The sequence below is a fragment of the Streptomyces sp. NPDC049040 genome, assembly GCF_043197715.1.
Classification (GTDB): Bacteria; Actinomycetota; Actinomycetes; order Streptomycetales; family Streptomycetaceae; genus Actinacidiphila.
Map to the genome: position 1 here is coordinate 26,626 of NZ_JBICTO010000030.1, position 14,363 is coordinate 40,988.

Below are 14,363 nucleotides of genomic sequence, written 5' to 3' on the forward strand. Positions count from 1 at the left end.
GTGATCACTTGTCGTCCCCCTTGGTCTGCAGGTGCGGTGCCGGGTGGAACAGCGCGAAAACGAGTGACGCGTCCGGCAGCGACGGATCGGACAGCTCGCGGTACTCGTCGGCCAGTCCCTGGAGCCGTGCCCCCAGCTCCGCGAACTGCTCGTCGGTGAGCCGCAGATGCGCCATCCGTATGTGCCGCTCGCCGTCCACGGGCGCTGCCTCCAGGTCGGCCACGGCATGCCGCATCAGCACATCGGGGCCGCCCTCGCCGCGGTCCGGCAGCTCGATCGACCGCGCGGCCATCGCGTAGTAGCGCTCGGTGACCCCTCGGACCTTGCGCGTCCGCACCACCTTCACCAGGCCGGCCCGTTCGAGCAGCCGTACGTGGTAGCTGGAACTCCCCTTGGCGAGGCCCACCCTTTCGGCGATCTGGGTGATCGTCGCGGGCTCGAAGCGGAGCACGGCCATGATCCGGTGACGCGTGAGATTGGAAACGGCGCGCAGCTGCTCGTCGGTGGTGACGTGGAAGGCCTCGGGAAGTTCGTCACTTGTCATGGCCCCAATGGTCAACGTTTCTTGACCATTGGTCAAGGGGTTGCGGTCGAGCTTGTTCCGCGACCCGGTCCGCACCCCGCCGGCCTGCGGACCAGCGCTCCTCCCGCGGCCGCGGGCGAGCGGAAAACGGATTGTCCCGGCCGGTCCCGATCAGGGACCATGCGTCCCCGTGACGGACGAATCCCCCGCCTCCGGGCGGCCCCGCGGGCTGCTGCCCGACCTGACGCCCTGGCGCACCTCGCGCGATTTCCGCCTGATGTGGACGGCCGGGGTGATCACGACCTTCGGCAGTTTCCTGACCCTGGTGGCCCTGCCCGTGCAGCTCAAGGAGCTGACCGGCTCGGCCGCGGCGGTCGGCGCGATCGGGGCGGTGGAGCTGGTGCCGCTCATCGTCTTCGGGTTGTACGGCGGGGCGCTCGCCGACGCGATGGACCGCAAGCTGCTGATCAACGCCACGGAGGCCGCACAGGGGCTGCTGGCCGCGGCCCTGCTGGTGAATTCGCTGCTGCCGCACCCCGCGGTGTGGCTGCTCTACCTGGTCGCCGCGCTGTCCAGCGCGCTGACCGGACTGCAGCGCCCGGCCCTGGACGCGATCGTGCAACGCATCGTGCCACGCGACCAGTTCGCCGCGGCCGCGTCGCTCAACGCGCTGCGCTACCAGGTCGGCGCCATCGCGGGCCCCTCGCTCGCGGGCCTGGTGATCGCCTGGGCGGGGACGGGCTGGGCGTACGGTGCGGACGCCGTGACCTTCGCGGTCTCGGTCTGCCTCGGCCTGGGGCTGGCCCGCTCGCCCGCCGCGCACGACGCCGCCCCGCCCTCGCTGCGCGGCATCGCCGAGGGTGCGCGCTACGCCTGGAGCCGCAAGGAACTGCTGGGTACCTATGTGATCGACCTGGCCGCGATGTTCTTCGCGTACCCGGCGGCGATCTTCCCCTTCCTCGCCGACGACCTGCACGCCCCCTGGTCGCTCGGCCTGATGTACGCGGCGGGGTCGGTGGGTTCGCTGCTGGTCAGCCTGACCAGCGGGTGGGCGGTACGGGTGCACCGGCACGGGCTGATGGTGGTGCTCGCGGCGACGGGGTGGGGCGCGGCGATGGCCTGTACGGGGCTGACCGGGAACATCTGGCTGGTGCTGCTCTGCCTGGCGGCGGCGGGCGGTCTCGACATGATCAGCGGCATCGGGCGCAGCACCATGTGGAATCAGACCATCCCCGACAGCCTGCGCGGCCGGCTCGCCGGCATCGAGCTGCTCTCGTACGCGGTGGGCCCGCAGCTCGGCCAGGTCCGCTCCGGCGCGGTGGCCGCCCTCGCCTCCGCCCGCACGTCGGTGTGGTCGGGCGGTGTCGCGTGCGTGGCCGCGGTCGGGCTGCTGGCCGCGTCACTGCCCGCCCTGACCCGGTACGACGCCAGGCGCGTGCCGCAGGCCGTGCCGGCCGCGGACCTCAGCGCGGCGCGGGAGGCGCCGGCGGCCTGACCGGAGCGGGAGCCGACCCGCCGGCCGGCGCCGCACGGCGCTCGAAGGGCCCCTTCCGGAAGTCGCCGGGCGCGGCGGACCGCTCCGCGGCCGGGGCGTCGCGGCCTGCGCGGCCGGTGGCGAAAGGGAGTGCCCGGGACCCTCTACGATCATGCCGTTCGGCGCGGCCGGACGACTGGGAAGCACCGGCGGCGAGGCCGCCGGAGGAATGAGGGTGGGGATTGTCCAAGCACCGACTGTCCAAGAAGGGCCGGTACATCGCCTGGTCAGCGGCTGGTGCGGCGGTGGTGGCCGGGGGTGTGGTCATGGCGCAGTCGTCGATGGCCGCGACCGCTTGGCCCGCGCAGAAGACCTTCACGGGGCGGGCGTTCGACACCTGCACGGCGCCTTCGCCGGCCGCCATGAAGGCATGGAAGGCCGACGGCTACTACGGCGCCGCCGCGGTCTACGTCGGCGGCAGGAACCGCGGCTGCGCGCAGCCGAACCTCACCGCGTCCTGGGTGAAGACGGTCAACGCCGAGGGCTGGAAGCTCGTGCCGATCTACGTCGGCGCCCAGCCGCCGTGCCAGACCGGTACCAGGTCGGAGAAGCTCACCGCCGCCACGGCCGCCTCGCTCGGCGCGAGCGACGGCAAGGACGCGGTCGCCAAGGCCGCGGCTCTCGGGATGAAGGCCGGCTCGCCGATCTACCTCGACATGGAGTCGTACTCCGTCACGGACACGGCCTGCAACAACGCGGTGCTCACCTACGTGCGTTCGTTCACCAGGACGCTGCGCGCGAAGACCTACCGCGCCGGCTACTACGGCTTCGCCACGTCGAGCGCCAAGGCGATCGCCACCGCGGCCGACAGGACCGACCTCCCCGGCAACCTCTGGTACGCCCTCCTCGACGGCAAGGCGACCACGACGGACTGGCCCTGGGACCCCAAGCTGTTCACCGACCACAGCAGGGGCCACCAGTACACGGTCAACAGCAAGGAAAGCCGCAAGGGTTACACCCTCACGGTCGACCGTGACGCCTGGGACGGCCCGGTCGCCATCGTCGGCTGACCGGCAGGCCCGAGCCGGGCGGGGCGGGCGGGACTCCGGTTCCCGGCCGCCCCGCATCGACTGCCGCGGGCACCTCCGGGACGCGGCGCGCCCCGCTCCTTCGTGCCCGATGCCTGGACACCGCCGCATCGACATGTTGTCATGCTCATTGAAACCTGGCTTCTCCAACGTTGCAGAGCCCCGCCGAGCCGCACCTGTTCGACGCACCTCCGCCTCGCCGGGGCGCGTGCGCCGCTCCACCCGGCCGCGAGAACGACTCCGCAGGCCTGGTCAACGACGGCCTCACCTCGGCCTGCGGCAACAACGGCCAGACCGTGTGGAGTTACAACCAGGGCCTCGCCATCGGTGCCGGTGTGGAGGTCTACCGCGCCACCGGCGACACCACGGCGTTGAGCACCGCCCGCCGGCTCGCCGACGCGGCCGTCGCCTCCCCCTCGCTGGTCACCGCGGGCGTGCTCACCGAGTCCTGCGACGCCCCCAGCGCCGACTGCGACGACAACGCCAAGCAGTTCAAAGGCGTGTTCACGCGCTACCTCCAGGACCTGGACAGCGTCACAGGAAACGCCTACCTGACCTTCGCCCGCACCCAGTCGGACACCGTATGGAACCACGACCGCGACAGCCTCGACCGCATCGGCCAACGCTGGTCGGGCGGCGGCACCACAGCTCACCCCAACGCCCGCGACTGGCGCACCCAGGCCTCCGCCCTCAGCGCGCTCCTCGCCGCGGGCTGACCCCGGAGCCCAGCGCGAGGCGTGGCCGCCGGTCGCCGCCCCGCGATCAGCCGGCCTCCGCCGGCGCCCGCCGGCTGCCGCAGGTCGCCAGGCTGCACCAGCGGCGGCGGCCGCTGTGGTCGAGGAAGAGCCAGCCGCAGTCGTCGCTCGGGCAGGCGCGGATCGTGAAGCGGCGCGGGTCCGCGAGGAGTTCGGCCGCGCTGCGGGCGGTGGCCAGCAGGGGCAGCCGCAGTCCCGCACCCGGCGGCAGCCGCCAGCGGCCGAGGCCGTCGTCTCCCCGGGTGAAGACGGCGGATCCTGCCGCGTCCTGCACCACGGCGGCGACCGCGTTGAAGGCGCCGGCGTCCTGCGGTTCGGTGAAACAGGCGTGGAGCCGCGCCCTGAAGCCGCGGGCCTCCTCCAGCGCGGCCGCTGCCTCGTCGGGCCGCTCCCGCGCCTGCTGGAGCAGCCGGTCGACGAGCGGGTCGTCCGCCAGGTCCATGTGGCCTGCCCACACCGCGAGGGTCGAGTAGTGGCGCAGCCACTCCGCGCCCGGCAGCCCGGGGGCGCCCCAGCCTGCGTAGGTGTTGCAGAACTCCAGCGCCGGATGCCCGCTGGTGCTCCACGGCAGCCACTCCTCACGCACCCGCACCGCGTACAGCGGGGCCGGCGGACGGTCCAGCCGGCGGTCCGCCCGCAGTATGCGGTCGTGCAGGGTGGCCAGCGCAGGGCCCGGCTCGATGCCCAACTCGGTCACCAGGACATGCCGCGTGTGCCGGTAGAGCTCGAGGGCGTCCGCCTGGCGGCCGCTCCGGTACAGCGCGGTCATCTGGGCCGCGACGAGCCTCTCCCGCGAGGGGACTTCACCGGCCAGCGGCGTCAGATCCGCCAGGACCCGCTCGTGCAGGCCCATGGCGAGCTGGTTCTCGGCCCGTTGCTCCAGTGCGGACAGGCGCAGTTCGGCGAGCCGGCCGCCCAGCCGGCCGCGGAGCCTCTCGTCGATGACATCGGCGAGCAGCGGGCCGCGCCACAGTGCCAGCGCCTTGTCGTGGCAGCGCACCTGCTCCCCGGGATCGCCGGCCACCGCCGCCTCCGCGACGAGGTCGAGGAACTCCCGCGCGTCGGTGGTGTGGAGGCCGGGGTCGGCCATGTAGCCGTCATGGCGGGTCTCGACGTGCAGCCCGTACGGCCTGAGGCGGGCGCGCAGCCTGCCGATGTAGGTGTGCACGGTGCCGCGGGCGGAGCCGGGCGGAGCGTCGCCCCACAGCAGGTCGATCAGGCGCGCGGTCGTCACCACCCGGCCTGCTTCCAGCAGCAGGATCGCCAGCAGGCAGCGCTCCTGCCGGCGCCCGCCGAGCGTGACGCGTTCGCCTTCGTGGCGGGCTTCGAACGGGCCCAGCAAACGGAAGTCCATGACCGCCCTCATCCTAGGGCGTTGCCGCAAGGTGGCGTCGTCCGCCGCAGGGCGTTCCCCGGCCGGTCCGACGTCGGGGCGCGGGCTTCAGGACCCGTCCGGCGGGAGGTCCCGCCCGGTCAGGATGCCCCGGACGGCGCCGAGGGTGTGCGGTGCCGCGCCGCTGAGCTGATCGACGATGACGCTGCACCCGGCCCATGCGGACCCGCATTCCGCGGCCATGTCCCGGACGGCCGCGGCCTGGCTTCCGGTCTCGATCCAGTCGTCGACCAGGACCACACGGTCGGCCGGCCCCAGCGAGGACCGCTGAAGTCGCAGCGTGTGCCGAAGGCGCCGGTAGTCGGGGGCCGATCGGCGGACGACCTTGTCGCCCGGGAAGAGGCCCTCGCCTTTCCGTACCGGCACGAAGCCGACGCCGAGTTCGACGGCAGCGGCGGCGCCCAGCAGGAATCCCCGCGACTCGATGCCGCACACTGCCGTGATCCCCTCGCCCCTGAGCGGTTCGACGAGACCGGTGACCACCGCGGCCAGGGCCTCGGCATCACGGAACACCGCCCACACGTCGGCATGTCCACCGATCCACTTGAAGTGTTCGAGTACGAGGTCACGCGCGGAAGCGGGCACGGGATCGGCCATGGGCCGAAGTCTGCCGACCACCGGGCGGCGCGACAACCGGTTGCGGCGGAACCCTGCGACCGGGGCGGGCCGGTCGCGGGAAAAGCCTTCGCCGCCCGTCGTCAGGCGGCGCTAGCCTCGCTGATCATGGGAGCACGAGCGCAGTACGTGGTGGTCGAGGACGGCGCCTGGCAGCGGTATTACTCGCACTGGGCCGCGGGCCGGGTGGTAGACGATCTGCTGCCGGGTCCTGCCGCGGCGACCCGCTGCTTCCGCGCGAACCGGGAGATCGACGAATGGCTGGACGACGTGTGGTGCGAGGGCGCCGCACTCGTCGACCACGACCGCAGGATCCTGCTCTGGTTCGGTTACGCGGACGGCTGGACCGGCCACACGGCCGCGCGCGCCGTACTGGCCAGGACATGGCCCGGCTGGGAGGTCCGCTTCGCACACGACGGCATGGGTGATCTGACGCACCATCTGGGCCTCGGCAGGGACGTGACCCGCAAGCCGGGGTGGTTCGAGATCTTCGAGCCGGTCGGGTTCGCGGACAGCGAGTACACCGATCCCGCATCCGTCGTCTCCGTGCGCCTGCCCGACGGAGCCGTTCGTGCGTGGGGCAGCAACTGGGAGCCCGTCGAGCAACTCGCCTCAGGGCCCGAGCTGATCGACCGGATCGTCGCGGCGCCGCCCACCCCCGTGCTCACCGACATGCCGGACGGCGGCGTCCATTTCGACCCGCAGGCTCGCACGGTCTCGCTCTGGGCGGTGCAGACCGCGGCGGGCATCCACGACTGGCCGCTGCCGCGCTGGGAGGGCTGGGCGCTGGACTTCCGCGGCGACGACCACACCCGGCAGGCCGGGCTGCTCCCCGCGGACTTCCCCTTCCCGCGGCCCCGGCTCACCGGCGCGCTGCGTGAGTTCGGCGACGGCCTCGGCACCCCGCCCCCGGACACCGGCCCGCTCCTTGCCCGCGCCGCGGCCGCGCCGGGTCCCGAGGGCACCGTCACCGCGGTCGCCCCCGCCGCGCTGGTCCCGCACGAGCCGGCCGATCCCACCCCGGCCGAAGTGGCCGCGCTGCGTGCGGCGCTCGACGCGCTGATCGCGGAGGCGGAGACCGGCTGACCGGCTGACCGGCACCTCATGGGCCGTCCCGTGGTGAGAATCCGGTCAGCGCCCTGGGTGAGGCTGTGGCCCTGATCCCCACCACCCCACCCGGAGGAAAGCATGCGCAGAACCGCCCTCGCCCTGTCGGTGATCGCCGCTGTCGTCGTCGGCGCGGCCCCGGCCGCGCAGGCGTCCGCACCCGCCGCCACCGCCGCCACGTCCACGGGCACCTCGGCAGGCTGGGTCCCGGCGCCGTCGGAGCCCTGGGACGTGGCGGCCGGATCGCGGTGCGACTTCCCCGTCCACGGCGAGCCGATCGTCGACAAGGTCGTGCAGCGCGTCCTCGAGACGTACCCGGACGGCACCGCGAAGCGGGTGGTGTACAAGGGCGACCTGGTCGTCCGGCTCACCGACACCGACACCGGTGCCTTCCACGACGCGGACGCCGGTGGGACGGCCGTCGTCGACTACGGCACCGACGGCGCACAGACCTGGTACGTGCTGGGGCCCGTACTGATCGGCTTCGCCGCGAACAGCGGCAATCTCCCACGGGGCTTCTACACCATCGACGGGGCGTACACGCTGCACTTCGGCCCGACCGGATACAAGACGCTCACCATGCTGCACGGTTCGACGGACGAGCTCTGCGCGCGTATCGGCTGAGCCGCTTCCGCCGGATCCGGTCCGCCGCCGGGGCCGGCGCCGCTACCGGCCGGTCAGGCGCTCCCGCCGGTCACGCGCTCCTTGCCCGGTCAGGCCGCGGGACCGCCGGGCGTTAGGGTCGGGGGATGCTCGACGTGCGGCGGCTCCAGGTGTTGCGGGCGGTGGTGACCAGTGGTTCGGTGACCGCCGCCGCGGCGCATCTCGGTTACACGCCGTCCGCGATCAGCCAGCAGGTCGCGGCCCTGGAGAAGCAGGCGGGCGTGGCGCTGCTGGAGCGGGTGGGGCGAGGGGTGCGGCCCACCGCGGCCGGGCGGCTGCTCACCGAGCACGCCGCCGCCATCGGCCGCCAGCTCGCCGCAGCGGAGGCGGCCCTGGCCGACCTGCGGGAGGGCAGGACCGGCCGGCTGGCCGTCCGGTACTTCGCCACCGCAGGCTCCACCCTGGTCGCGCCGGCGCTGGCCCGGATCCGTGCGGACTTCCCCGGCCTGCGGGTCGACTTGCGGATGACCGACCCCGACGACCCGCTGCCCGAGGTGGCGCGGGGGCACGCCGACCTGGCGATCGTGGTCAGGCCGCGCGACAAGCGCCACGACGGCGTCCGCCTGGTGCACCTGCTCGACGACGCCTACCGTGTGGTTCTCCCCACCGGCCACCGGCTCGCCGCAAAGCGGGCGATCGACCTGGCCGAGCTCGCCGGGGAGCGCTGGGTCGGCAGCGAGTCGCCGGGGCCGTGCCTCGACACCGTCCTCGAAGCCTGCGCGGCGGCCGGCTTCAGCCCCGACTTCGCGGTGGAGAGCGGCGACTACGCCACCGCGCAGGGCTTCGTCGCCGCGGGCCTGGGCGTCAGCATGATCCCCCTGATGGGGCTTGCGGGCCGACACCCCGGCACCGTCGTGCGCAGGGTGCGCAACCCGGAGCCGGTACGGGCCGTGCACGCCGCCGTACGGGACGCGTCCCTCGGGCAGCCCGCCGTCGAGGGGCTGCTGGCCGCGCTCAGGGCCGCGACCATGTAGCAGCGCTGCATGGTCCTGTAGTTCTTTTTGCTTGTCCTTCCGGGTTGCCGGCGGCACCGTTCACGGTGACGACCTGACCCACCACCAGGAGGACGCACGTGCGGAGCATGATTCGGACCGGGCTGCCGGCATGGGCACGTATCGGCGTGCTCGCGCTGCTGTGGGGGTCGACCTTCCTGTGGATCAAGGTGGCGCTCGACGGCTTCTCGCCGGTGCAGGTGACCCTCCTGCGCTGCGTGCTCGCCTCGCTGACGCTGCTCGCCCTGTGCCGTGCGGCCGGCCACCGGCTGCCCCGCGGCGGTGCGCTGTGGGCGCGTATCGCCGTGGCGGCCTTCTTCTGCAACGCCCTGCCCTTCGCCCTGTTCAGCTTCGCCGAGCAGACCGTCGACTCGGGCGTCGCGGGAGTGCTCAACGCGACGACCCCGCTGTGGGCGCTGCTGATCGGCGTCGCCGGGGGTACGGAACGCCGAGTGCCGGCGGTGCGGTGGACGGGGCTGCTGCTCGGCTTCGCGGGGACCGTACTGATCTTCGCCCCCTGGCAGCGGAGCGGCGGCGTGGGCTGGAACGCCCTCGCCATCGTCGGCGCGGCCGTGTCGTACGCGGTCGGCTTCGCCTTCATGGCACGGCACCTGGTGGGGCGCGGCCACCCAACCCTCGCGCTGTCGGCGGCCCAGATGACCGCCGCCACCGCCCTGACCGCGCTGACCCTGCCGGCCGGCGGCCTCACCCCCGTCCATGGTGTGGCGGCGGCGCTGCCTGCGGTGCTCGTCCTGGGCGTCCTCGCGACCGGGGTCACCTTCCATCTGACCTTCCGCGTCATCGCGGACGAGGGCGCCACGAACGCCGCCGCGGTCGGCTATCTGCTCCCGGTCGTCTCCGTCGCCCTCGGAGCCGCGGCGCTCGGCGAGCACATCGGGGCGCGTATCGCGACGGGCATGGCGGTGGTCCTTGCCGCCGTCGCCCTGTCCCGCCGCACGGCGCCAGGGACGGCCACCGAGTCCCCCTCGGGCGGCGGCTCCGCTCCGTGCGCGAGTGCGGGGCACGCACCGGCAGCGACGTGAACACCCGCCCGGTAGAAGGCTGCGCCGATGCGGCGGGCAGCGTTCCGGTTGCCAGCAGGCGCCATTCAGCCGGAGTTCACGCCGTTTCAAGCTTCTGTCAGCAGAGTTCGGCCTCGTGCCTACAACTCACTCGCGTGCGGGCCTCGCCTCAGCATGCGCCGCGGCCTTGACGTTCTCAGGTCTACTCGTCACCGGCGTACTTGCCGCGCAGCCTGCTGCGGCGGCCGACCCGGCCGGCTATCAGAACGTTCGGATCAACGAGGTCACCTCGTCGAACAACGACACCGTAGCGGCTGGAAGATGTCCGACGACAGCTTCTCGGCGCAGTCGTTCAGCCCGTCCTCCGGCACGATCGCGGCCGGCGGCTTCGTCACCTTCAACTCGCCCAAGGGACTGGGAGATTCGGACAAGCTGGTGATCTACACGTCCGGCGGTACGGTCGTCGACCGCGTCGACTGGGCCACCGACAAGGCGAAGCCGGCGATGGCGCGTTGCGGCGGCGACGGCACCGGGGCGTGGGTGACCGCGACCTCCGCGGCCACGTTCGGCGCATCGAACGCCCCGGGCTGCCCCTCGTCGACACCGGCGGCGAGCAAGGTGCGGGTCAACGAGGTCACCTCGAACGGCTCCGACACCGTGGAGCTGTACAACGGCGGGACGAGCGCGGTCAGCGTCGGGTCGTGGAAGTACCTCGACGGCGACACCGGCCACTCCGCCGCCTCGATCTCGTCCTCGTCGCCGAGCGCGACCAGCATCCCGCCGGGGGGCTACGTCACGTTCGACTCCACCATCGGCCTCGGCGACAACGACTCGGCCTTCCTCGTCGACGGCAGCGGCAACACCGTCGACTCGGTGACCTGGGCGACCGACGGGGCCAAGCCGTCGGTCGAGCGCTGTGCCAACGGCACCGGAAGCTTCCGGACCGCCGCGACCGCGACGCTCGGCAGCGCGAACTCCTGCACGGGCAGCGGCGGCGGTACCAGCGGCGGCACGACGGGTGGCTCCACCGGCGGTTCCACGGGTGGCTCCACCGGCGGCACCGGCGGCGGCCAGACCGGCCAACTGCTCGGCGGAGGCGGCTCGCTCACCAGCGGCTGCACCCCCGAGGCGCCCAGCGGCACGGGTTCCACCCCGTCAGGCACCCTGGCGTGGCCGGGCGGGCTCGACGTCACGATCGCCGACAACGTCTGCGCGTTCACCACTTCCACCGGCCCCGAGGGCCGGGACGTGAGCGGCCTGGCCTTCGACCCGGCGAACCCGTCGGTGCTGTGGGCCGCCAAGAACAAGAACTGGCTGTACAAGCTGGTCAAGAGCAACGGCAAGTGGATCCCTGACGCGTCGTGGAGCGCGACCGGCAAGCAGATCCGCTTCGCGGGCGGCTCAGGCGAGCCGGACTCCGAGGGCCTGACGGTCGGCGCCAACGGCCACGTCTACGTGAGTTCCGAGCGCGACAACACCAAGAACACGGTCCCCAAGGACACGATCATGGAGTTCGACCCGGCCGCGACCGGATCCACCCTCACGCCGGTCCGCCAGTGGGACATGACCTCGCAGTTCCCGCAGCTGAACACGGGTGACAAGGACGACGCCAACCTGGGCTTCGAGGGCGTCGGCTACGTGCCGGACAGCTGGCTGACCGCCGGCGGCTGGATCGACCCGCTCACCCGCGCCGCCTACAACCCGGCGAACTACCCGCTGCACGGGTCGGGCCTTTTCTTCGCCGGCCTGGAGTGGGACGGCAGCCTCCACGTCTACGGCCTGAACTCCGACGGCACCTTCACCACCTTCGGCACGATCGCGACGGGCAAGGCCTCCGTGATGGACGTGACCTTCGACGCCGGTACCCAGCGCCTCATCGCGAGCTGCGACAACACCTGCGGCGAGACGCACACCTTCATGAAGGTCAGCGCGGCCGGTGCGATCGTCCCTGACGTGACCTACACGAACCCGGCCGTCATGCCGGTCGACAACCTGGAGGGCTTCGCGATCGCGCCGGCCTCGACCTGCTCCAACGGCTTCCGCGAAGCGGTCTGGTCGGACGACGGCGTCTACGGCTTCGGCTCCAAGACCTCGTCCAGCGGACACGCCGTCTACAGCGGCACCTTCCCCTGCTGATTCCCCCGACCGGAGGAGGCGGCCCGCCCGGGCCGCCTCCCGACGGGGGCGGGAGGGGGGGGGGGGGGGGGGGGGGGGGGGGGGGGGGGGGGGGGGGGGGGGGCCCCCCCCCCCCCCCCCCCCGCGGCGGGTGTCAGCCGGGTCAGGAGCAGGTGATCGAGGCACCCGCCCAGTCGGCGTGGTCGCTGTCGTTGCCGTCGCCACCGTCGGTGACGACCAGCTGGACCTCCTGGGCGCCGGTCACGTCGGCGGTCAGCAGCTTGCTGCCACCGGCGTTGGTGAGCACTCCGCTGTCCGCGACCGTCTTGCCGTCGGCCAGGACCTCGAACTCCACCGAGCCCTTGCTGTTCTTCTTCTCGTCGTCCACTCCGACGGTGGCGGTCAGCGAGGTGCAGCCGCCCGCGGTGTAGTACGCCACGGTGCTCGGGGCGTGCACGCCCAGGCCCTTGGCGTACACGGTGCCCTGAAGGGTGATCGGGCCGCCGTCACCGGCTGCCGTCTCGCCGTTGCTGGAGTCCCGCTCCACCGGGCCCCAGCCGTTGCTCGCCGACTCCCACGGCAGGTCGCTGAGGTAGGAGGTGCCGGCAGGCGGCGGTACGGCGACCGCGATCTGGCCGGTCAGCGGCACGCTCACGGTGCCGCCTCCGACAAGGCCGCGGTATCCGGCGGTGCCGGTGAGCGCGTAGGTGGCCGTGTCGGTGCCGGCGGGCACGGTGACGTGCCAGGTGGTGGCGAGGGTCTTGCCGCCGGGCAGTGCCACGGTGCCGGTCCTGCCCTTGGGCTTGACGGTCCATCCGTCGGGCGCGGTCAGCCGCACCTTGACGTCGAGAGCGGGCGCGGTGCCGAGATTGGTGGCGTAGGTGGTCACGTCCGCGCTGTGGCCCGGCTGGATGTGGACGGTGGTGCCGTCGACTCCGGCGTCGACCAGCGCGGGGTCCTGCAGCAGGTGACCCGGCCGGCTCACCCGCAGCAAGGTGGTGCCGTGCGGGGGCACGGTCGCGGCGATGGTGCCCGCCGACTGGTAGTCGGTGTGCTGCCACAGGTCGCGCACCCGGTAGCCGAGCGCGGAACGGGACAGGCCGGCGGCGGCCGCGGTGGTGGAGATGTGCTGCGGTGCGTCGGACTCGTTGTAGAGGGCGATCGCCCGGTCGCCGTTCGCCAGCTGCTTGACGATCACCGAGGCGCCGCCGGCGGAGGACAGCACGGTGGCCTGCTTGCCGAGCGAGTCCTGGTCCAGGGCGATGACCTCCTTGTTGAGCAGGATGGACATCGTCTCCGGGGTGGCCTTGCGCAGGTCGGTGCCGATGAGCAGCGGCGCGTCCATCATCGACCACAGGGAGAAGTGGGTGCGGTACTCGGTGTCGGTCATGCCCCCGTTGCCGACCTCGAGCATGTCGGGGTCGTTCCAGTGGCCGGGGCCCGCGGCGGCGGCCAGCGGCAGGTTCGCGGCGGTGATGGACTTCAGGCTGGCCCAGTTGTCGCTGATGTCGCCCGTGGTGCGCCACAGGTTGCCGACGTCGCCCGCCCACTCCCAGGGCTGCTGCTGCCCCCACTCGCACAGCGAGTAGACGATCGGGCGGCCGGTCGCCTTGAGCGCGTCGCCCATGGCGGTGTAGCGGCGGACGAAGTCCTCGCGGGTGCCGTCGCTGTTGTTGTTGCAGTTGTCGTACTTGAGGTAGTCCACGCCCCAGTCGGCGAAGCTCTGGGCGTCCGTGGTCTCGTGGCCCAGGCTGCCGGGGTAGCCGGCGCAGGTCGCGGTGCCCGCGTCCTCGTAGATGCCGATCTTCAGGCCCTTGCTGTGGACGTAGTCCGCGGTGCCCTTGATGCCGTCGGGGAATTTCACCGGGTCGGGGACCAGGCGCCCTTCGGCGTCGCGGGAGTGGGTCAGCCAGCAGTCGTCGATGTTGACGTACTGGTAGCCGGCCGCCTTGAGGCCGGAGCTGACGAAGTAGTCGGCGGTGTCCTTGATCAGCTGCTCGTTGACGTTGCAGCCGAAGGAGTTCCAGTCGTTGAAGCCCATCGGCGGGGTGATGGCCAGGCCGTTGTCCAGTGCCGCGGCCGGGGGCGCCGTGGCGACCCCCGTCGTGACGGCGGCCAGGCCCAGGCCGCCGGTCCACAAGGCTCCGGCGGTGACGCAGGCGAGAATCCTGCGGGTGATCGGCATACGAGTCCCATCGTCAGCCGTTTGCTCGGAACAGAATCCGACGCAATTCAACAGTTGGGCACATGACAGACCTCAACGCCCCGGCGTGTCAAGGGCTCTGACATGAACCGTTCCAAGCAGGCCTCCCCTGATCCGTCCCGCGCCGATGCGCCGGCCGGGTCCGGTCGGAATATCGAGCGCAAAGCGGTGCAGAGGTGGCGAATGGGTGTGCTTGTGGCGACTCGTCGACCGGCTCCATCGGCGGAATGAATCATTCCGGGACATGGTTGCGGTGATCTTCGTCCGCACTATTGTGTGACTCCCCGCCCCCTCCTATTGTTCGACTCCGATTGAATCTGTTTGGAGTAGTTGGCTCATCGGGGCAGTGTGGAGGCGGCAGTGCAAAGACATCAGAACGGTTCCGCGGCGGCGGGGGCCGGCCGCCGACGGCG

12 protein-coding genes are annotated in these 14,363 nt (G+C 72.4%); 8 read left to right on the plus strand and 4 right to left on the minus strand.

The features are described from left to right. Positions 1-4: 4 nt before the first annotated feature. Entirely contained in the window at positions 5-544 is a 540-nt protein-coding gene (locus ACGFMP_RS35885) for an ArsR/SmtB family transcription factor (protein WP_393678100.1), read from the minus strand. 169 nt (positions 545-713) lie between these two features. Here ACGFMP_RS35885 and ACGFMP_RS35890 point away from each other — a divergent pair, with 169 nt between their 5' ends. The 3 genes from ACGFMP_RS35890 (at position 714) to ACGFMP_RS35900 (ending at position 3,801) form a co-directional block, all read left to right on the plus strand. Further along, positions 714-2,018, plus strand: coding sequence for an MFS transporter (locus ACGFMP_RS35890; protein WP_393678102.1), 1,305 nt, complete (start codon positions 714-716; stop codon positions 2,016-2,018). Positions 2,019-2,239: 221 nt separating this feature from the next. Further along, complete coding sequence (locus tag ACGFMP_RS35895; protein WP_393678104.1) at positions 2,240-3,067, plus strand: glycoside hydrolase domain-containing protein; 828 nt, start codon at positions 2,240-2,242, stop codon at positions 3,065-3,067. 170 nt (positions 3,068-3,237) lie between these two features. Then, the gene (locus ACGFMP_RS35900) at positions 3,238-3,801 is read left to right on the plus strand and encodes a glycoside hydrolase family 76 protein (RefSeq protein ID WP_393678106.1); all 564 of its coding nucleotides are present in this window, start codon (positions 3,238-3,240) and stop codon (positions 3,799-3,801) included. A 46-nt stretch (positions 3,802-3,847) separates the two neighbouring features. Here ACGFMP_RS35900 and ACGFMP_RS35905 read toward each other — a convergent pair whose 3' ends face one another. Beyond that, positions 3,848-5,194: a BTAD domain-containing putative transcriptional regulator gene (locus ACGFMP_RS35905; protein ID WP_393678108.1), complete on the minus strand. Its 1,347-nt coding sequence runs from the start codon at positions 5,192-5,194 to the stop codon at positions 3,848-3,850. Between the two features lie 87 nt (positions 5,195-5,281). Then, positions 5,282-5,830 carry a phosphoribosyltransferase family protein gene (locus tag ACGFMP_RS35910; RefSeq protein WP_393678110.1) on the minus strand — a complete coding sequence of 183 codons (549 nt, stop codon included), beginning with the start codon at positions 5,828-5,830 and terminating at the stop codon, positions 5,282-5,284. A 126-nt stretch (positions 5,831-5,956) separates the two neighbouring features. Here ACGFMP_RS35910 and ACGFMP_RS35915 point away from each other — a divergent pair, with 126 nt between their 5' ends. The 5 genes from ACGFMP_RS35915 (at position 5,957) to ACGFMP_RS35935 (ending at position 11,768) form a co-directional block, all read left to right on the plus strand. Next, positions 5,957-6,934, plus strand: coding sequence for a hypothetical protein (locus ACGFMP_RS35915; protein ID WP_393678112.1), 978 nt, complete (start codon positions 5,957-5,959; stop codon positions 6,932-6,934). Positions 6,935-7,036: 102 nt separating this feature from the next. Then, positions 7,037-7,579 (plus strand): hypothetical protein, encoded by a 543-nt coding sequence (locus tag ACGFMP_RS35920; RefSeq protein ID WP_393678114.1) that lies wholly within the window; start codon positions 7,037-7,039, stop codon positions 7,577-7,579. A 125-nt stretch (positions 7,580-7,704) separates the two neighbouring features. Further along, positions 7,705-8,592, plus strand: a complete 888-nt coding sequence (locus tag ACGFMP_RS35925) for a LysR family transcriptional regulator (RefSeq protein WP_393678116.1) — start codon at positions 7,705-7,707, stop codon at positions 8,590-8,592. A gap of 107 nt (positions 8,593-8,699) precedes the next feature. After that, positions 8,700-9,653, plus strand: coding sequence for a DMT family transporter (locus ACGFMP_RS35930; protein ID WP_393678145.1), 954 nt, complete (start codon positions 8,700-8,702; stop codon positions 9,651-9,653). A 300-nt stretch (positions 9,654-9,953) separates the two neighbouring features. Next, positions 9,954-11,768, plus strand: a complete 1,815-nt coding sequence (locus tag ACGFMP_RS35935) for a lamin tail domain-containing protein (RefSeq protein WP_393678118.1) — start codon at positions 9,954-9,956, stop codon at positions 11,766-11,768. Positions 11,769-11,910: 142 nt separating this feature from the next. Here ACGFMP_RS35935 and ACGFMP_RS35940 read toward each other — a convergent pair whose 3' ends face one another. Beyond that, positions 11,911-13,932 carry an NPCBM/NEW2 domain-containing protein gene (locus ACGFMP_RS35940; RefSeq protein ID WP_393678120.1) on the minus strand — a complete coding sequence of 674 codons (2,022 nt, stop codon included), beginning with the start codon at positions 13,930-13,932 and terminating at the stop codon, positions 11,911-11,913. Positions 13,933-14,363 lie beyond the last annotated feature (431 nt).